Source organism: Actinoalloteichus spitiensis RMV-1378 (assembly GCF_000239155.1).
Taxonomy (GTDB): domain Bacteria; phylum Actinomycetota; class Actinomycetes; order Mycobacteriales; family Pseudonocardiaceae; genus Actinoalloteichus_B; species Actinoalloteichus_B spitiensis.
Genome location: NZ_AGVX02000114.1, coordinates 26489 through 43635, shown reverse-complemented (window position 1 = coordinate 43635; position 17147 = coordinate 26489). Strand labels below are relative to the sequence as shown.

General features: G+C 72.8%; 19 protein-coding genes. 13 read left to right on the top strand and 6 right to left on the bottom strand.

Translation table 11 applies throughout. The annotated features are described in order from the left end of the window. The 3 genes from ACTIDRAF_RS27455 to ACTIDRAF_RS0205930 all read right to left on the bottom strand — a co-directional run. Positions 1-589, bottom strand: a 589-nt coding sequence (locus tag ACTIDRAF_RS27455) for a phosphoadenylyl-sulfate reductase (protein ID WP_039786020.1), incomplete at its 3' end; no start/stop codon positions are given. A gap of 77 nt (positions 590-666) precedes the next feature. Continuing rightward, positions 667-822 carry a hypothetical protein gene (locus ACTIDRAF_RS0205935; protein WP_016697804.1) on the bottom strand — a complete coding sequence of 52 codons (156 nt, stop codon included), beginning with the start codon at positions 820-822 and terminating at the stop codon, positions 667-669. Continuing rightward, positions 819-2507 carry a nitrite/sulfite reductase gene (locus ACTIDRAF_RS0205930; RefSeq protein ID WP_016697803.1) on the bottom strand — a complete coding sequence of 563 codons (1689 nt, stop codon included), beginning with the start codon at positions 2505-2507 and terminating at the stop codon, positions 819-821. The genes ACTIDRAF_RS0205935 and ACTIDRAF_RS0205930 overlap by 4 nt, the downstream gene beginning before the upstream one ends. Before the next feature lie 446 nt (positions 2508-2953). Between ACTIDRAF_RS0205930 and hemW the strand changes: the two genes are divergently transcribed. The 10 genes from hemW to era all read left to right on the top strand — a co-directional run bounded on the left by hemW (position 2954) and on the right by era (position 12788). Then, positions 2954-4180, top strand: a complete 1227-nt coding sequence (gene hemW, locus ACTIDRAF_RS0205925) for a radical SAM family heme chaperone HemW (protein ID WP_016697802.1) — start codon at positions 2954-2956, stop codon at positions 4178-4180. A gap of 171 nt (positions 4181-4351) precedes the next feature. Further along, complete coding sequence (hrcA, locus tag ACTIDRAF_RS0205920; protein WP_016697801.1) at positions 4352-5377, top strand: heat-inducible transcriptional repressor HrcA; 1026 nt, start codon at positions 4352-4354, stop codon at positions 5375-5377. Between the two features lie 207 nt (positions 5378-5584). Continuing rightward, complete coding sequence (gene dnaJ / locus ACTIDRAF_RS0205915) at positions 5585-6757, top strand: molecular chaperone DnaJ (protein WP_016697800.1); 1173 nt, start codon at positions 5585-5587, stop codon at positions 6755-6757. 1 nt (position 6758) lies between these two features. After that, a complete protein-coding gene (locus ACTIDRAF_RS0205910; protein ID WP_016697799.1) occupies positions 6759-7514 on the top strand; it encodes a 16S rRNA (uracil(1498)-N(3))-methyltransferase in 756 nt (251 codons plus the stop codon). A gap of 39 nt (positions 7515-7553) precedes the next feature. Next, positions 7554-7937 carry a histidine triad nucleotide-binding protein gene (locus ACTIDRAF_RS0205905; protein ID WP_016697798.1) on the top strand — a complete coding sequence of 128 codons (384 nt, stop codon included), beginning with the start codon at positions 7554-7556 and terminating at the stop codon, positions 7935-7937. 159 nt (positions 7938-8096) lie between these two features. Then, entirely contained in the window at positions 8097-9248 is a 1152-nt protein-coding gene (locus ACTIDRAF_RS0205900; protein ID WP_016697797.1) for a PhoH family protein, read from the top strand. A gap of 5 nt (positions 9249-9253) precedes the next feature. Then, positions 9254-9832: an rRNA maturation RNase YbeY gene (gene ybeY / locus ACTIDRAF_RS0205895; protein WP_026065821.1), complete on the top strand. Its 579-nt coding sequence runs from the start codon at positions 9254-9256 to the stop codon at positions 9830-9832. 16 nt (positions 9833-9848) lie between these two features. Further along, a complete protein-coding gene (locus ACTIDRAF_RS0205890; protein WP_016697795.1) occupies positions 9849-11252 on the top strand; it encodes a hemolysin family protein in 1404 nt (467 codons plus the stop codon). Then, positions 11245-11610: a hypothetical protein gene (locus ACTIDRAF_RS0205885; protein WP_016697794.1), complete on the top strand. Its 366-nt coding sequence runs from the start codon at positions 11245-11247 to the stop codon at positions 11608-11610. Before ACTIDRAF_RS0205890 ends, ACTIDRAF_RS0205885 begins: the two co-directional genes overlap by 8 nt. A gap of 269 nt (positions 11611-11879) precedes the next feature. Further along, positions 11880-12788: a GTPase Era gene (era, locus tag ACTIDRAF_RS0205880; RefSeq protein ID WP_026065819.1), complete on the top strand. Its 909-nt coding sequence runs from the start codon at positions 11880-11882 to the stop codon at positions 12786-12788. Between the two features lie 99 nt (positions 12789-12887). On the opposite strand, the gene ACTIDRAF_RS0205875 is transcribed toward era, so the two are convergent. Both ACTIDRAF_RS0205875 and ACTIDRAF_RS0205870 read right to left on the bottom strand, forming a co-directional pair. Beyond that, the gene (locus tag ACTIDRAF_RS0205875) at positions 12888-13721 is read right to left on the bottom strand and encodes a metal-dependent hydrolase (RefSeq protein ID WP_016697792.1); all 834 of its coding nucleotides are present in this window, start codon (positions 13719-13721) and stop codon (positions 12888-12890) included. Positions 13722-13937: 216 nt separating this feature from the next. Then, positions 13938-14375 (bottom strand): ArsI/CadI family heavy metal resistance metalloenzyme, encoded by a 438-nt coding sequence (locus ACTIDRAF_RS0205870; protein ID WP_016697791.1) that lies wholly within the window; start codon positions 14373-14375, stop codon positions 13938-13940. A gap of 80 nt (positions 14376-14455) precedes the next feature. Between ACTIDRAF_RS0205870 and ACTIDRAF_RS0205865 the strand changes: the two genes are divergently transcribed. From ACTIDRAF_RS0205865 to ACTIDRAF_RS0205855, 3 genes are all read left to right on the top strand, one after another. Then, positions 14456-14827 (top strand): ArsR/SmtB family transcription factor, encoded by a 372-nt coding sequence (locus ACTIDRAF_RS0205865; RefSeq protein ID WP_039786002.1) that lies wholly within the window; start codon positions 14456-14458, stop codon positions 14825-14827. Continuing rightward, positions 14824-15939 carry an ACR3 family arsenite efflux transporter gene (arsB, locus tag ACTIDRAF_RS0205860; RefSeq protein WP_016697789.1) on the top strand — a complete coding sequence of 372 codons (1116 nt, stop codon included), beginning with the start codon at positions 14824-14826 and terminating at the stop codon, positions 15937-15939. The genes ACTIDRAF_RS0205865 and arsB overlap by 4 nt, the downstream gene beginning before the upstream one ends. Before the next feature lie 150 nt (positions 15940-16089). Next, positions 16090-16500, top strand: a complete 411-nt coding sequence (locus ACTIDRAF_RS0205855; protein ID WP_016697788.1) for an arsenate reductase ArsC — start codon at positions 16090-16092, stop codon at positions 16498-16500. Between the two features lie 55 nt (positions 16501-16555). Here ACTIDRAF_RS0205855 and ACTIDRAF_RS0205850 read toward each other — a convergent pair whose 3' ends face one another. Then, a complete protein-coding gene (locus ACTIDRAF_RS0205850) occupies positions 16556-16975 on the bottom strand; it encodes a VOC family protein (protein ID WP_016697787.1) in 420 nt (139 codons plus the stop codon). Positions 16976-17147: the final 172 nt, after the last annotated feature.

Here is a 17147-nt window from a genome sequence, read left to right as displayed (position 1 = left end):
GGCTCGTGCAGGGCTGGCAGCCGATGGAGGGGTAGCCGGCCGCGACGAGGGGGTTCACCAGGACCTGGTGTTCGGCGGCGTAGTCGGCCATGTCCTCGTCGCTCCAGAACGCGAGGGGGTTCACCTTCACCAGGCCGTGCCGCTCGTCGAAGGTCACCAACGGCGTGTCCGCCCTCGTCGGCGCCTCCACCCTGCGCACCCCGGTCACCCAGGCGCGGTAGCCGGCGAGGGCGCGGCGCAGCGGCGCGACCTTCCGCAGCGCGCAACACCGGTCGGGATCACGGGCGAACAGGTCCGGTCCGTCGACCGCGTCCTGCTCGGACACGGTGCGTTCGGGCACCGCGTTGACGACCCGAACGGGGTAGGTGGCGGCCACCGCGTCGCGGGTGCCGATGGTCTCCGCGAAGTGGTAGCCGGTGTCGAGGAAGAGGACCGGGACACCCGGCCGTGCCCGGGACGCGAGGTGGACCAGCACCGCGTCCTGCATGTTGGAGGCGACGATCCAGTCGTCGCCGAAGGTGCGCGCCGTCCAGGCCAGAACGGCGGCGGCGTCCGCCCCGGCCAGCTCGCGGGCGCCCTGCTGGGCCAGCGCGCGCGACTCCGCGCGCCGTGCGTCCGTGTCGTCGGGTGCGGGGCCGGTTGCGGTGGTCGGCGGACGGGTCGTGCTCACGGGGACACCTCCGGTAAGGCGAGACCGAGCATGCGCACCGCGAAGACCCGCCGGCACGCGGCGCAGCGCCAGGCCCGGGCGTGGTCGGCTTCGGGGTACAGGTCCTCGTCTCCGCAGTACGGGCAGTAGTGGGGGGTGGCTCGTCCGGTCATGCGAGCGCTCCGGCTTCGGCGCGCTGCGCCCACTGCGCGAACCGCTCTCCCGGTTCGCGCTGGTCCACGTACCGTCGAACCACGCGTTCGACGTAGTCCGGCAGCTCGTCGGCGGTCACCTTCAGCCCCCGCAGCTTCCGGCCGAATCCGGCGTCCAGACCGAGCCCGCCGCCCAGGTGCACCTGGAACCCCTCGACCTGGCGGCCGTCCTCGTCCCGGACGATCTGCCCCTTGAGGCCGATGTCGGCGACCTGGGTGCGGGCGCAGGCGTTCGGGCAGCCGTTGATGTTGACCGTCACGGGGTCACCGAGGGCGGGCCCCACGTCGGCGAGACGGCGTTCCAACTCGGACACCAGCTCCTTCGCCCGGCCCTTGGTCTCGACGATCGCGAGCTTGCAGAACTCGATGCCGGTGCACGCCATGACGCCCCGCCGCCACGGCCCACCGTCCGAGCGCAGACCGAGCGAATCCAGGTCGGAGCGCAGCGCGGCGAGCTGTGGCTCGGGCACGTCGAGCACCAGCAGGTTCTGGTGCACGGTGGTGCGGATCCGCCCGGAGCCGGCGCGTTCGGCGGCCTTGGCCAGCGCCACCAGCGTGGACCCGGAGACCCGCCCGGCGACGGTGGTCGCGCCCACGTAGTAGCGGCCGTCGCGTTGCCGGTGCACCCCCACGTGGTCGCGGTCCCGGGTGGCGTGCGGGGGAGCGGGGCCGTCGGTCAGCCGGCGGCCCAGGTACTCCTCCTCCAGCACCTTCCGGAACCGTTCGGCACCCCAGTCGGCGACGAGGAACTTGAGGCGGGCCCGGTGTCGGAGCCGCCGGTAGCCGTAGTCGCGGAAGATCCGCACGACCCCGTGCCACACGTCGGGGACGTCGGCGAGGGGAACCCATGCCCCGAGGCGGACCGCCAGCCGGGGATTGGTGGACAGGCCACCGCCGACCCACACGTCGAACCCCGGACCGTGCTCGGGGTGGTCGACGCCGACGAAGGACACGCAGTTCGTCTCGTGCGCCACGTCCTGCCGGGGTGACCCGGACACCGCCGACTTGAACTTGCGGGGCAGGTTGGACAGCTCGGGGTCGCCGATGTAGCGGCGGACGATCTCCTCGATGGCGGGGGTGCCGTCGACGATCTCGTCCTCGGCGATCCCGGCCACCGGGGAGCCCAGCACCACCCGGGGGCAGTCACCGCAGGCCTCGGTGGTGGACAGGCCCACGGCCTCCAGCTCCCGCCAGATCGCCGGCACGTCCTCGATGCGCACCCAGTGGAGCTGGACGTTCTGCCGGTCGGTGATGTCGGCGGTGTCCCGCGCGTAGGTCTGGGACACCTCCCCGATGACGCGGAGCTGTTCCGTGGTGAGCGCCCCGCCGTCGATCCGGATCCGGAGCATGAAGTACTCGTCGTCGAGTTCCTCGGGTGCCAGCACCGCCGTGCGGCCGCCGTCGATGCCCGGGCGGCGCTGGGTGTACAGGCCCCACCACCGGAACCTGCCGCGCAGGTCCGCCGGGTCGATGCTGGCGAACCCGCCGGCGGCGTACCGGGACTCGATGCGGGCCCGCACGTTCAGCGGGTTGTCGTCCTTCTTGGACCGCTCGTTGGGGTTGAGCGGTTCCCGGTACCCCAGGGCCCACTGCCCTTCACCACGACGACGCGGGGGTGTTCTCGTCGTCTCGGGCGGAGAAACCATGCGTGACCTCCGACGTTCGGACGGTGCGCGCGGGGTGCGGTGGCCGAGGCCCGGAAGGCGGGCGGTGAGAGGTCCAGCCGACGCACCCGGCGCCTGCTGGTGGGAGAGGAGCGCGGCGCGGGTCTAACGGCCGGGACGGCACAGTGCGCTGGCGACGCGCTTGTAGTCGACGTGACGTCGAGCTACCAGTCGCATACGCAGTGCGGTCATGGCCTCGAGCGTGCCACGGGGTTGACCACCGGTCCACCCCCGACCGGATGGTGGGAAACCAGCGGCGCGAGGGTTCTCCCGCGGTCGCCGGGCGCTGGGACGGCGGTGGTGCCGCACCGCCACCCCGGGGCGGGCGCGGTGCGGCACGCCTCACGTCGGGAGCTCGCCCACGGCTTCCCGGGGGTGGTGTTCCACCGCCCGCCCGGTCGTCGGCGGCGCGGTGGAACACTGCGGAGGTGCCCTCGACCCTGCCCGACGGTGAGCCGGTCCCCTCGGACGGCTCCCTGCCCCCGGAAGCGCTGTCCACCTTCGGCCAGCGGCCCTTCGGCGTCTACGTCCACGTCCCGTTCTGCGCCACCCGGTGCGGCTACTGCGACTTCAACACCTACACCCCCGGTGAACTGGGTGGGGCGGCGTCCCCCGACTCCTGGGCCGAGGCCGCGCGCCGAGAACTGGAGCTCGCGGCCACCGTGCTCGGCGACGGCCGACCCGTGGACACCGTCTTCGTCGGCGGGGGAACCCCCTCCCTGCTGGGAGCGGATCGCCTGGTCGAGGTGCTGGGCTGGATCCGCGACACCCTCGGGCTCGCCCCGGACGCCGAGGTGACCACCGAGGCCAACCCGGAGTCCACCTCCCCCCGGTTCTTCGACGCCCTCCGCGCCGGCGGGTACACGAGGGTGTCGCTGGGCATGCAGTCGGCCGCCCGGCACGTGCTCGCCGTCCTGGACCGCCAGCACTCGCCGGGACGGGCCACCGCCTCGGCCAGGGAGGCCAGGGCCGCGGGGTTCGAGCACGTCAACCTCGACCTCATCTACGGCACCCCGGGCGAGACCGACCGCGACCTGCTGGCGTCGCTGGACGCGGTCGTCGAGGCGGGGGTGGACCACGTCTCGGCCTACGCGCTCATCGTCGAGGACGGCACGGCCCTGGCCAGGAGGGTGCGGCGCGGAGACCTGCCCGCGCCCGACGACGACGTGCTCGCCGCGCGCTACGAACTCCTCGACGACACCCTGACCCGAGCCGGGTTCGGGTGGTACGAGGTGTCCAACTGGGCGTTGACCGCCGCCGGGGCGGGGGCACGGTGCCGGCACAACCTCGGCTACTGGTCGGGCGGTGACTGGTGGGGCGTCGGCCCGGGCGCCCACAGCCACGTCGGCGGGGTGCGGTGGTGGAACGTCAAGCACCCGGCGCGCTACGCGGGTCTCCTCGCCGAGGGGCGCACCCCCGCCGCCGGACGGGAGGTCCTGGCCGAGGCGGACCAGCTGGTGGAACGGGTGCTGCTGGAGCTGCGGGTCGTCGACGGGCTCCCCGTGGAGGTGCTGGCCGGGTCGGCGCGCGCCGAGGCCGAGGCCGCCGCCGTGGAGGGGCTGCTCGACCCCGAGGCGCTGCGGTCGGGGCGGGCGGTGCTGACCAGGCGGGGGCGGCTGCTCGCCGACGGCGTGGTGCGTCGTCTGGTGGCTTGACCGCCGGACACCCGGTACCGGTACCGTCGCCGGGCGTCACGATCGAGCCGCAGCCGAGGAAGGTCGACCTCACGGTCTCCTGACACCACTAAACTTGGATCAGGCGACGCGCCGGCCACCGGGCCGGTGGCGTCGAGGACCCAGGCATCCGGACGAGGTGGGAGGCACCTGATGGCGACCGCGGAGGAACGCCGGTTCGAGGTGTTGCGCGCGATCGTCGCCGACTACGTCTCCACCCATGAACCGGTCGGTTCCAAGGCGATCGTCGACCGGCACAACCTCGGTGTCTCCAGCGCGACCGTGCGCAACGACATGGCTGCGCTGGAGGAGGAGGGGCTGATCACCCAGCCGCACACCAGCGCGGGCCGCGTCCCGACCGACAAGGGCTACCGACTGTTCGTGGACCGGCTCAGCGAGGTGAAGCCGCTGTCCCGGGCGGAGCGGCGGGCCATCCGCAGCTTCCTCGACGGCGCCCTCGACCTCGACGACGTCCTGCGGCGCAGCGTGCGGCTGCTCGCCCAGCTGACCAGGCAGGTCGCCGTCGTGCAGTACCCGACGCTCACCCGGTCGACGGTGCGGCACCTGGAGGTCGTCCCGATCACCTCGGCGCGGCTGATGTTGGTGCTCATCACCGACACCGGCCGGGTCGACCAGCGGATGGTCGACCTCGCCGACGTCATCGGGGAGGACGACGTCGGGCGGCTGCGCACCATCCTCAACTCCGCGATGGTCGGCCAGCGCCTCCCCGAGGCGTCAGCCAAGGTCGCCGAGTTGCCCGAGCAGGCCCCGGCCGAGCTGCGGGACGCGGTGCTGCGGGTGTGCAGCGTGCTGATCGAGTCGTTGGTGGAGCACCCCGAGGAGCGGCTCGTGCTGGGCGGCACGGCGAACCTCACCCGCAACATCACCGACTTCCCCGGCTCGCTGCGCCAGGTTCTGGAGGCGCTGGAGGAACAGGTCGTGGTGCTCAAGCTCCTGGCCACGGCCCGCGACTCCGGCACCGTGACGGTGCGCATCGGCGGGGAGAACGAGGCACAGGAGATGCGCGACACCTCCGTGATCTCCGTGGGCTACGGGGTGCACGACATGGTGTTGGGCGGTATGGGTGTGGTGGGCCCCACCCGGATGGACTACGCGGGGACGATGGCCGCGGTCCGCGCGGTCGCCACCTACGTGGGGGAGATACTCGCTGGACGCTGACCACCTCCGGCCGTGGGACAGACCAGGGCCGGACGTGGAACATGGACGGGAAGCCCATCGAACGGGCAGTGGCCGACCCGGACCGGCGCGACCCGAGCGGACGGGTGCCACTGCCGGCAACCGAGGCGCGCGCCGTGGGGGCGCGCGAACCGAGCGAGAGCGCGGCAGCCGCGGGTGGCGGCGGCTGCGACAGGAGGACTGGAGAAGGTGGCCAAGGACTACTACGGCTTGCTCGGGGTGAGCCGGGACGCCACGCCGGACCAGCTCAAGCGGGCCTACCGCAAGCTGGCCAGGGAACTGCATCCCGACGTCAACCCGGACGCGGACGCCCAGCAGCGGTTCCGCGAGGTGACCGCCGCCTACGAGGTGCTGTCGGACCCGCAGAAGCGCAAGATCGTCGACCTGGGCGGTGACCCGCTGGCCAACGGCGGCGGTGGTGGCGGACGGGGAGCGTCCGACCCCTTCGCCGGGTTCGGGCTCGGCGACATCATGGACGCCTTCTTCGGTGGTGGCGGCCCTGGCGGAGGTGGCCGCGGCCCCCGCAGCCGGGTGCAGCCGGGCAAGGACGCGCTGCTCCGACTGGAGCTCACGCTGGAGGAGTGCGCCAGCGGCGTCAGCAAGGAGATCGCCGTCGACACCGCGATCGTCTGCGACCTCTGCCACGGCACGGGGTGCCAGAACGACTCCGTGCCGGAGATGTGCGACACCTGCGGCGGTCGGGGCGAGGTCCAGTCCGTGCAGCGGTCGTTCCTCGGCCAGGTCGTCACCGCACGGCCCTGCCCGACCTGCAAGGGGTACGGCGAGGTCATCCCCGACCCCTGCCGCCGCTGCGACGGCGAGGGCCGCGTCCGTGCCCGCCGGGAGATCACCGTCAAGATCCCCGCGGGCGTCGGTGACGGGATGCGGGTGCGTCTGAGCAACCAGGGCGAGGTCGGCGTTGGCGGTGGTCCGGCAGGTGACCTCTACGTCGAGGTCGCCGAGCTCCCCCACGAGGTCTTCGTGCGGGAGGGGGCGGAGCTGCACTGCACGTTGTCGATCCCGATGACCGCCGCGGCCCTCGGCACGGTCATCCCGTTGGAGACCCTGCACGGCACCGAGGAGATCCGCGTCGAACCCGGCACCCAGTCGGGCACCGAGGTACTGCTCAACGGACGTGGCATGCCCAAGCTGCGGCCGAACGGCCGTACCGCGGGCACCGGTGACCTGCACGTCCACTTGGACGTCGTGGTGCCCACCCGGCTCGACGGCCGGCAGACGGAACTGCTCCGGGAGCTGGCGGCGCTGCGCGGCGAGGAACAGGAGGACCTGGCCGCGGCCCACACCAACGGCAGGAGCGGCGGGCTGTTCTCCCGGCTGCGCGGCTCGTTCGGGCACCGCTGAGGTGCGGGACCGGGACCGCCGCACGGCCGGGCTCCCCGTCTTCCTCGTCGACCACCTGCCCGAGGCCGGCGAGGTGGGCCTGACCGGCGAGGAAGGGCGGCACGCGGCGACCGTGCGGCGGCTGCGGGTGGGGGAGGAGCTGCTGCTCGGGGACGGATCGGGCGGACGGGCCCGGTGCCGGGTGGCCGAGCTCGGTCGCGGTGAACTGCGCGCCGAGGTCCTGGAGCGCTGGGCGGAAGCACCTCCGGCGCTGCGCGTGACCCTGACCCAGGCGCTGGTCAAGGGCGACCGGGGTGAGCTGGCGGTCGAGCTCGCCACCGAGGCCGGTGTCGACGCGGTGGTGCCGTGGCGGGCGGAGCGGTGCGTGGCGAAGTGGGAGGACGGGCCGCGCGGCGCCAAGGGGCTGACCCGCTGGCGGTCCTCGGCCCGGTCCGCCGCGAAGCAGGCCCGGCGGGCGTGGTTGCCGGCGGTCGAGGAACCGGTGGGCCTGAGCGGGCTCGCCGACCGGGTGGCCTCCGCCGACCTCGCGTTGGTCCTCCACGAGGTCGCGGACCGGCCCCTGCCCTCCGTGCCCCTGCCCGCCACCGGGGAGGTGCTGCTGGTCGTCGGCCCCGAGGGCGGGATCACGGACCGGGAGCTGGCCGTCCTCACCGAGGCCGGGGCTGTCCCGGTGCGGCTGGGGCGAACCGTGCTCCGCGCCTCCACCGCCGGTGTGGTGGCGCTGGGTGCCCTCGGCGCCCTGACCGGCCGGTGGTGACGTGACCCGGGGCTGATCGTGAAGCATTAGCCTGGGGCCATGAGTGAAGCGGAAGCGGACTGCCTGTTCTGCCGTGTCGTCGCTGGCGAGTTGCCGAGCACGATCGTGCGAGAGACGGACACCGTGGTGGCGTTCCGGGACATCAACCCGCAGGCTCCCACCCACGTCCTCGTGATCCCGAGAACGCACTACGCGGACGCCGCCGAGGTGGGGCGGGAGGAGCCGTCCCTGCTGGTCGACATGCTGGCCGTCGCCGCCGCGGTCGCCGAGGAGGAGGGGCTGACCACGACGGGCTACCGGACGCTGTTCAACACCGGTGCCGACGCGGGACAGACCGTCTTCCACGCCCACCTGCACCTGCTCGGTGGTGAGCCGCTCGGCGGCCTCGTGGGGGGCGTGCTCAAGGCTCCCTCGGACGCGTGACGAGGGGTCGCGTCCCGTCACCCGGTGCGCGGGTAGTCGAATCAACAGTGCGTCGCGACGGCCACGGCAGCTAGCATCGTGGCGTGGCCGTTCGGCGCCGGACGCACCGGACGGGAGTCGAGAGGCGCGCACAGGCGCAGAAGGCAGGCCCGAGAGCACGTGGCTGGATCCGCAGCGAGAACCGCTCGCAGTGTCGACACGACATCGGGGGGCGGGACCGCCCCGGCCGGAGCGGCGAACACCACAGCAGGCAACGGGTCGGCGGGCGGCCCCGGGCGCGCGCGCTCCAGCATCGTCGTCCCCGACCCCCTCGTCCTGGGGCTGCTGGGCTCCCAGGACGAGAACCTCCGCGCGTTGGAGGGGCTGGTCAGTGCCGATGTCCATGTCCGAGGGAACGAGGTCACCCTGTCGGGGGCGCCGGCGGACGTGGCGTTCGCGGAACGCCTGTTCAACGAACTGGTGACCCTGGTGGGCAAGGGAGAACACCTCAAGCCCGACGTCGTGCGCCGGACCGTGGGCATGCTCTCCGCCGACAGCGGTGAGTCCCCGGCCGAGGTGCTGAGCCTGGACATCATCTCCCGGCGCGGGCGGTCGATCCGCCCCAAGACGCTCAACCAGAAGAAGTACGTCGAGGCCATCGACGACCACACGGTGGTCTTCGGGATCGGCCCGGCGGGCACGGGCAAGACCTACCTGGCGATGGCCAAGGCGGTGCAGGCGCTCCAGGCCAAGCAGGTCAACCGCATCATCCTCACCCGCCCGGCGGTGGAGGCGGGGGAACGCCTGGGCTACCTGCCCGGCACCCTCTACGAGAAGATCGACCCGTACCTGCGGCCCCTCTACGACGCGCTGCACGACATGATCGACCCCGACTCGGTGCCCCGGCTGACCCAGGCGGGCACGATCGAGGTCGCTCCGCTGGCGTACATGCGGGGACGCACCCTGAACGACGCCTTCATCATCCTGGACGAGGCGCAGAACACGACCCTGGAACAGATGAAGATGTTCCTCACCCGCCTCGGCTTCGGATCGAAGATCGTCGTCACCGGTGACGTGACGCAGGTCGACCTGCCCAGCGGGGCGACCAGCGGTCTCCGTATGGTCCGGGACGTCCTCGAGGGCGTGGACGACGTGCACTTCTCCACGTTGACCAGCAACGACGTGGTCCGGCACCGGCTGGTCAGCGACATCGTGGAGGCCTACGACCGTTGGCACGCCCGGCACGACAACAACTCTGACGACCAGGAGGAATCGGACCGGGGCCGTGGCTCGGCCGGGCGGCAGGGCCGCGGCCGGCGCCGGGACCGGTGAACGACATGAGTATCGAGATCGCCAACGAATCCGGCGTGGCCATCGACGAGAAGTCCGTGGTGGCGGCCGCGCGGTACGCCCTCGACCAGATGGGGGTCAGCCCGCTCGCCGAGCTGTCGGTGCTGCTCGTGGAGCTGGACACGATGTCCGACCTGCACGAACGCTGGATGGACCTGCCAGGCCCGACCGACGTGATGGCCTTCCCGATGGACGAGCTGGACTCGGCGCGCCGGCCGGACGCCGGCGGTTCCGGTCCCGCGTTGCTGGGGGACATCGTGCTGTGCCCCGAGTTCGCCCGGGACCAGGCCAAGAAGGCCGGCCACAGCCTCAGCCACGAGCTGCACCTGCTGACCATCCACGGCGTGCTGCACCTCCTCGGCTACGACCACGCCGAACCCGCCGAGGAGCGGGAGATGTTCGCGTTGCAGAACCGGCTGCTCGCCGAGTTCCAACACGAGTTCACCGAGGCCCGGCGGCTCGCCAGGCAGCACAGCGCCGACTCCCGGGTGCTGGGCGCGGCCGGGCTCGACGACGGTCCCGGGGCCGAGGCGCCAGACCACCGGTCGGGCGAACCCGGCAGCTGAGGCGAGGAGCGTGAGCATGTCCAGCCTTCCGGTGTTCCTCCCGGTCGCGGTCCTGCTGGTGGCGCTGGCCGGGGTGTTCGCGGCGGCGGACTCGGCGATCAGCACCGTCTCCCGAGCCCGCGTCGAGGAGATGGTGCGGGCCGGGCGGAACGGAGCCTCCCGGCTCGCCGCCGTCGTCGCCGACCGGCCCCGGCACATCAACCTGCTCGTGCTGCTGCGCCTGGGGTGCGAGCTCACGGCGACCGTGCTGGTCACGGTCGTGGTGGTGGAGGCCTTCGACCCCGACTGGCTGGCGGTGCTCATCGCCGGGCTGGTCATGCTCGTCGTGTCCTACGCCCTCATCGGGGTGGGCCCGAGGACGATCGGCCGGCAGCACCCCTACGGCGTGGGCTGCCTGCTGGCCGGACCGGTGTGGCTGCTCGCCCGGGTGCTCAGCCCGTTGAGCCGGCTGCTCATCCTGGTCGGCAACGCGATCACCCCGGGCCGGGGGTTCCGGGAGGGGCCGTTCTCCTCCGAGGTCGAGCTGCGTGAGCTGGTCGACATGGCCGAGCAGCGGGGCGTGGTCGCGGCGGGCGAGAGCCAGATGATCCACTCGATCTTCGACCTCGGCGGGACCGTCGCCCGGGAGGTGATGGTGCCCCGCACCGAGATCGTGTGGATCGAGCAGCACAAGACCGTGCGGCAGGCCCTGGCGCTGTGCCTGCGCACCGGGTACACGCGGGTGCCGGTGATCGGCGAGAGCGTCGACGACATCGTCGGCGTGGTCAACCTGAAGGACCTGGTGCGGCACGCGGTGGAGTCGAGCGGCCCGGCCGCCCTCGACCGCACCTCGGGCACGCACACCGCCGTCTCCGACCTGATGCGGCCGGTCGCGCTGGTACCCGACTCCAAGCGGCTGGTGGACCTGCTCAAGGAGATGCAGGTCTCCCGCAACCACCTGGCGATCGCGGTGGACGAGTACGGCGGCACCGCGGGTCTCCTGACGATCGAGGACATCCTCGAGGAGATCGTCGGCGAGATCACTGACGAACACGACGTGGGGGAACGCCCGCCGGTCGAGATGCTGCCGGACGGCACCGCGCGGGTGAGCGCCCGGTTGCCGCTGGACGACCTCGCGGAGCTGTTCGACCTCGAGCTGGAGGAACACGACGTCGACACCGCCGGTGGCTTGTTGGCCCACCGGCTGGGCCGTGTTCCGCTGCCCGGTGCGGAGGCCGACATCGACGGTCTGTGGCTGCGCGCGGAGGGCGGCAAGGACAGCCGGGGACGGATTCGGATCACGACGCTGCTGGCGCGTCGGACCGGCGCCGCTCGCCGCCGGCCCACCAGCGCCCTGGACACCGAGCCCGCGGAGGCCGAGGCGGCCCAGCGGGCGATCGCTGACAGTCATGACCAGGAAGGAAGCGCCGCCCGTGGCTGAATCGCCGGCCGTCACCGCTGAACTGGGTCAGGAAGACAGCAAGATCGTGGTCCTCGCGAGGTCGGCGCGCGCCCGTACGGGCGCGGCCGAGGGCGCGGCGGTGCGGGACCTGGACGGCCGCACCTACGCGGCGGCCACCGTCGCGCTGCCGTCGCTGCGGCTCACCGCCGTCCAGGCGGCCGTCGCCGCGGCCGTGGCCAGTGGTGCGGAGGGGCTGGAGGCGGTGGCCGTGGTCACCGACGCCGGCGACGTCGACGAGGCCTCCCGTGCCGTGGTGCGCGACCTCACCCCTGGTGCGCTGCTGATCCGCGCGGACGCCACCGGGGCCGTGGCGAGCGCCGGGGCCGTCGACGGCTGAGCCGCGCTGGACGGGCACCGGACACCGCGCGCCGGTGCGGCCGAGTGGAACGTGCGGCGCCCCGCCGCGCCCCCGGCCGGTGCGTCCGCCCGCCGTGCTCCGCCGCTCCCGTCAGCCTGGCGGCGGGTGCGGGACCGGCGCCGGTGGTGTGCGCCAGCAGGAGGGCGGGAAGCCGCGTCGTGGTGCCCCCGCTCGGGAGGTTCCTCCCGGGAGCGCTGGTGACGGGCCGGGGTGCCGAGAGGTGCGGCACCGTCAGCGACAATGGGGGCATGACCACCCCGGCTGACGACTTCCGGTCCGGCTTCGCCTGCTTCGTCGGGCGCCCGAACGCGGGCAAGTCCACCCTGACGAACGCGTTGATCGGCACGAAGGTGGCCATCACCTCCAGCAAGCCCCAGACCACCCGGCACGCCATTCGGGGCATCGTGCACCGCCCGGACGCCCAGCTCGTGGTCGTGGACACCCCGGGCCTGCACCGCCCGCGCACCCTGCTCGGGCAGCGGCTCAACGACGTGGTCCGGGAGACCTGGTCGGAGGTCGACGTCGTCGGGTTCTGCGTCCCGGCTGACCAGCGGATCGGCCCCGGCGACAAGTACATCGCCACCGAGTTGCGGTCGATCGCCCGCAAGACGCCCGTGGTGGGCATCGTCACCAAGACCGATCTCGTACCGCAGCAGCGGGTCGCCGAGCAGCTGCTGGCGCTCCAGGAACTGATGGACTTCGCCGAGCTGGTGCCCGTCTCGGCCGTGGACGGCTACCAGGTGGACGTCGTGGCCGATCTGCTGGTCGGCCGGCTCCCGGTCGGCCCCCCGCTCTACCCGGACGGGGAGCTCACCGACGAGCCGGAGGCCACGCTGGTGGCCGAGCTGATCCGGGAGGCCGCGTTGGAGGGGGTGCGGGACGAACTGCCGCACTCCATCGCGGTGACCATCGACGAGATGGCGCCCCGGGAGGGGCGGGACGACCTGGTGGACGTCTACGCGGTGGTCCACGTGGAGCGACCGAGCCAGAAGTCCATCGTCATCGGGCAGCGCGGCCAGCGGCTCCGCGAGGTGGGGGCGAGTGCGCGGCAGCACATCCAGAAGCTGCTGGGGACGAAGATCTACCTGGACCTGCACGTGAAGGTCTCCAAGGACTGGCAGCGCGACCCCAAGCAGCTCCGCCGGCTCGGCTTCTGACACCGCCCCGGTCCCGCCGTTCCGGTTGACGGGCTCCCGGGTGGCGGTCGACCCGGGTTCCGGGGTGAGGCCGTGGGACGGCGGTCGGGGACGGGACGGTCAACCGGTCAGGCCCACCGCCAGCAGCAGTCCTCCGGTGCCGAGCAGGCTGACCGCCTGCACGACCTTCTCCACCTGGCTGCCGCTCCGGAAGCGGAGACGTCGGGGCAGCAGGTGCAGCCGGTGCCAGCGCCGGCCTGGGCAGCGCCGCCGCCGGCGGGACCGCGTCGCGCGCCGGCACGCCCGGGACGGGCAGCGCAGCCGGACCGGCCAGGCCAGCGGAACCCCGAACTCGGTCACGGCGTCGCCGGCCACGTGGACCAGCATCCCGACCGCGACGACGGCTCCGAGCGGCCACCCCATGCCCTCGGTGGCGCCGGTGTGGACGAGCGCGACCGTGAGGACGATGGCGTAGCCGGCCGACCAGAGCCTCCGGTGGGCGAGGGTGACCCGCCGCACGCCGCGCGGGAGCGCGTAGCTGAGGGACCGGACTGACGCGGTCAGGCAGAGCAGCAGGACTCCCACGATCACCCAGTGGGTGAGTTGTTGGGCGAGGCCGACGACCAGCCCGACGGTCAGGGCGGCGACCGGGGTGTGGGTCAGGTAGCGGTGTGCCCCGTCGCCGGGCAGGTCGTGCCGGGTGCGGGTCGCGCGGTAGGCGAACCGGGACGCCGACTGGATCCCGCCGGCCAGCAGTGCGGTCAGCGCGCCCCCGGACCTGGTGATGGTGGAGCCTTCGTGGTCGATGTCGGGGAGGAGCGCCGCTCCGGCGGCCACCAGGCCGCCGGTGAGCAAGAGGGGGACCGTCGGTTCCACTCCGGCCGGTGGGGCCAGCGCCATCGTCGTCGCCACCCCGGCCAGCAGACCCGTCGTGCTGTGGCCACCGTTGTTCACCCAACCTCCCGAACGTCGCGCGGTCCCTCCACAACTACCGAAGGTGTCGATCTTGTGGGCGGGGCGGGACGGTTCGGATCGCGGCGGCGGTGGCCCGGAGCCGGGCGGCCGGGCCGGCGGGTCGGGTCGAGCTGGTGGGCCGTTCGCGGTCCACCGGACCACCGGTCGCGCACCCGGTGAGCGGCCATGCGCGCCCACCGGGTGTCCGCCGGGTGCTCAGGAACAGCACGCGCTCGGTGCTGCCTGCTCGGGTGTGGTGGTCAGTTCCGGGTTGGTGCCGTACACGGCGGAGTCGTCCTTGACGACGTAGACCTCCCACGGTTCCTGGCCCGGGCCGTGGACCCAGACCTTGTCCTGCACCGCGTAGCAGCAGGTCGTGTCGTTCTCCACCTCGGTGAACAGGCCCAGTTCGGACAGGCGGCGGGTCGCCGTGCCGACCTGCTCGCTGGTCTCGACCTCGACGCCGAGGTGGTCCAGGGCGGTGTCCTGCGCGGGCTCGCCCTCCAGCAGCACGAGCTTGAGCGGCGGTTCGGTGACGGCGAAGTTGGCGTAGCCGGGACGCAGCTTGGCCGGCTCGACGCCCAGGAGCTTGCGGTAGAAGGCGATCGAGGCGTTCAGGTCACCCACCCGGAGGGCCAGTTGCAGGCGTGCCATGAGTACTCCCTTGCATAGACAGGCATCGAAACAAGCTTGGCTAGATTGCTCTCTAAATAGATGTATGTCAAGATTGACGCATGTCGAAGCATCCCCCGGCGGTGGACGTCGAGGCCCTGTGCTGCTCGCCGCTGATGCGTCGGCCCCTCTCCGCCGACGAGTCGACCGAGCTCGCCCGGATGTTCAAGGCGTTGGCCGATCCGGTGCGGCTCCGGTTGCTGTCCCTCGTCGCCTCCCACGCGGGCGGAGAGGCCTGCGTGTGCGATCTGACGGACGCGTTCGACCTGACCGGACCCACGATCTCGCACCACCTCAAGGTCCTGCGTGAGGCTGGGCTCATCGACGGGGAGCGACGGGGCACCTGGATCTACTACCGGGTTCGGCCCGCCGCGCTCGGAGCGCTCGCGACGGTGCTGACGGCATCCGCGCTGCCTGAGCGGGTGGGCACGTGAACGGCACCGCCGAAAGCGGGGTGGTGGGGCGCCTCTCCACCCTGGACCGGCTGCTTCCCCTCTGGATCCTGGCGGCGATGCTGGCCGGCCTCGCCGCGGGCCGCGCGGTTCCCGGTCTCGGGTCGGCACTGGACACCGTCCAGATCGACGGGATCTCGCTGCCCATCGCGGTCGGCCTGCTGGTCATGATGTACCCGGTGTTGGCGAAGGTCCGCTACGACCGGCTCGACACCGTCACCTCCGACCGCCGGCTCCTGCTCTCCTCCCTGGTGCTGAACTGGGTGGTCGGACCCGCGCTGATGTTCGCGCTGGCCTGGCTGCTCCTCCCGGACCTGCCCGAGTACCGCACCGGCCTGATCATCGTCGGCCTGGCCCGCTGCATCGCCATGGTCATCATCTGGAACGACCTCGCGTGCGGGGACCGTGAGGCCGCCGCCGTGCTGGTCGCCCTCAACTCGGTCTTCCAGGTGGTGGCCTTCGGGGCGCTGGGGTGGTTCTACCTGTCGGTGCTGCCCGGCTGGCTCGGCCTCCCCCAGGCCGAGCTGGCGGTCTCCGGTTGGGACATCGCCAGGTCCGTGCTGATCTTCCTGGGGGTTCCCCTGCTCGCCGGCTACCTCACGCGCCGGCTCGGCGAGCGCGCACGCGGACGGGACTGGTACGAGAACCGGTTCCTGCCCCGGGTCGGCCCCCTGGCCCTGTACGGGCTGCTGTTCACCATCGTCGTGCTCTTCGCGCTCCAGGGGGAGCAGATCACCAGCCGGCCGTGGGACGTCGCCCGCATCGCGCTGCCGCTGCTCGTCTACTTCGCCGCGATGTGGGCCGGCTCCTTCGCGCTGGGCCGGGTGCTGGGACTGGGCTACGAACGCTCCACGACCCTGGCCTTCACCGCGGCCGGCAACAACTTCGAACTGGCCATCGCGGTGGCCATCGCCACGTTCGGCCTCACCAGCGGGCAGGCGCTCGCCGGCGTGGTCGGCCCGCTGATCGAGGTCCCCGTCCTGGTCGGCCTCGTGTACGTGGCGCTGTGGGCGCGGCGCCTGTTCGCCACCCCCGACGACCGGACGGACGATGACCGCGAGCTCAGCCCCACCCGCACCGGGGGTGGGGCCTGAGGGGCGGGGCCGGTCCGCACCACCCACCCACCGCACGGCGGGTTCGCCAGCCGGGCTCGCAGGAGGAGCGGTGCTGCCCGAACCACCGGTGCTCCCGCCGGGTGGCGGCGCGACCTGCGTCGTTCCTCGTACGACACGGAGGAGTCAGCCATGTCCCCCCAACCCGAGGTCCTGTTCGTCTGCGTGCACAACGCCGGCCGTTCCCAGATGGCGGCCGCCCTGCTGCACCACCGCGCCGGGGGACGGGTCTCCGTCCGTTCGGCCGGTTCCGCCCCGGCGGACACCGTGAACCCGGTGGTGGTCGAGGTGATGGCGGAGGTCGGCCTGGACCTGGGTCGTGAGTTCCCCAAGCCCCTGACCGAGGACGCGGTGCGCGCGGCCGACGTGGTGATCACGATGGGCTGCGGCGACGCCTGCCCGGTCTACCCGGGCAAGCGCTACCTGGACTGGCGCCTCGACGACCCGGCGGGGCTGGGAGTGGAGGACGTCCGACCGATCCGCGACGAGATCGACCGCCGGGTCGTCGCCCTGCTCACCGAGCTCCTGCCCGCCTCGGGATGAGCAGGGCGGCGGCACGCCCTCGAGCGCTTCCCCCCGGGGCCGGCGGCCTGCCCGGTCAGGACGGCGACGGCGGGTCGACGTGGATCTGCCAGGCGTGCCCGTCGGGGTCCGCGCACACACCCGAGTAACCCCACGGCTGCTCGGTGAGCTCGCTGATCACCGAACCCCCGGCGTGGATGACCCGTGCGAGCAGGTCATCGGCCTCGGCCGACGACCCGACCGACACCGTCACCAGGCACTCGCTGGTGCCCGGAGCGGCGACCTCCCGGTCGCCGAGCGCCCAGCCGAAGCCCTCCGTGGGGATGAGCGCCAGCAGGACGCGGTCGTCGAGCCGGAACGCCAGCGGCTCGGGCACGCCGTCCTCGGTCGGCGGGCCGACCAACGCGAACCCGAAGGCGTCGCGGTAGAACGCCATCGACCGTTGCCGGTCCTCGATCGGCAGGCTGAGCGTGATCTCGCGTGCGGCGGTGGTCATCGGTGCTCCGGTTCCGTGCGTGGCGGTTCGTCGGGCCTGGGAAGGACCGGCCGCCACGCTAGCGGCGCGGTACGACATCCCGTGCGATCCCGTACGCGGACGGACGTGCCCCCGGTGGTGCCTCCGGACGGCGCCCCTCCCCCGGCCCGCGCCACCCGGGTGGCAGGATGGC

What these genes read in the sequence shown, in the direction of transcription:
- ACTIDRAF_RS0205935 (WP_016697804.1), bottom strand. Translation starts at nt 822, where the DNA reads ATGACCGGACGAGCCACCCCCCACTACTGCCCGTACTGCGGAGACGAG.
- ACTIDRAF_RS0205930 (WP_016697803.1), bottom strand. Translation starts at nt 2,507, where the DNA reads ATGGTTTCTCCGCCCGAGACGACGAGAACACCCCCGCGTCGTCGTGGT.
- hrcA (WP_016697801.1), top strand. Translation starts at nt 4,352, where the DNA reads ATGGCGACCGCGGAGGAACGCCGGTTCGAGGTGTTGCGCGCGATCGTC.
- ACTIDRAF_RS0205905 (WP_016697798.1), top strand. Translation starts at nt 7,554, where the DNA reads ATGAGTGAAGCGGAAGCGGACTGCCTGTTCTGCCGTGTCGTCGCTGGC.
- ybeY (WP_026065821.1), top strand. Translation starts at nt 9,254, where the DNA reads ATGAGTATCGAGATCGCCAACGAATCCGGCGTGGCCATCGACGAGAAG.
- ACTIDRAF_RS0205890 (WP_016697795.1), top strand. Translation starts at nt 9,849, where the DNA reads ATGTCCAGCCTTCCGGTGTTCCTCCCGGTCGCGGTCCTGCTGGTGGCG.
- era (WP_026065819.1), top strand. Translation starts at nt 11,880, where the DNA reads ATGACCACCCCGGCTGACGACTTCCGGTCCGGCTTCGCCTGCTTCGTC.
- ACTIDRAF_RS0205870 (WP_016697791.1), bottom strand. Translation starts at nt 14,375, where the DNA reads ATGGCACGCCTGCAACTGGCCCTCCGGGTGGGTGACCTGAACGCCTCG.
- ACTIDRAF_RS0205865 (WP_039786002.1), top strand. Translation starts at nt 14,456, where the DNA reads ATGTCGAAGCATCCCCCGGCGGTGGACGTCGAGGCCCTGTGCTGCTCG.
- ACTIDRAF_RS0205855 (WP_016697788.1), top strand. Translation starts at nt 16,090, where the DNA reads ATGTCCCCCCAACCCGAGGTCCTGTTCGTCTGCGTGCACAACGCCGGC.
- ACTIDRAF_RS0205850 (WP_016697787.1), bottom strand. Translation starts at nt 16,975, where the DNA reads ATGACCACCGCCGCACGCGAGATCACGCTCAGCCTGCCGATCGAGGAC.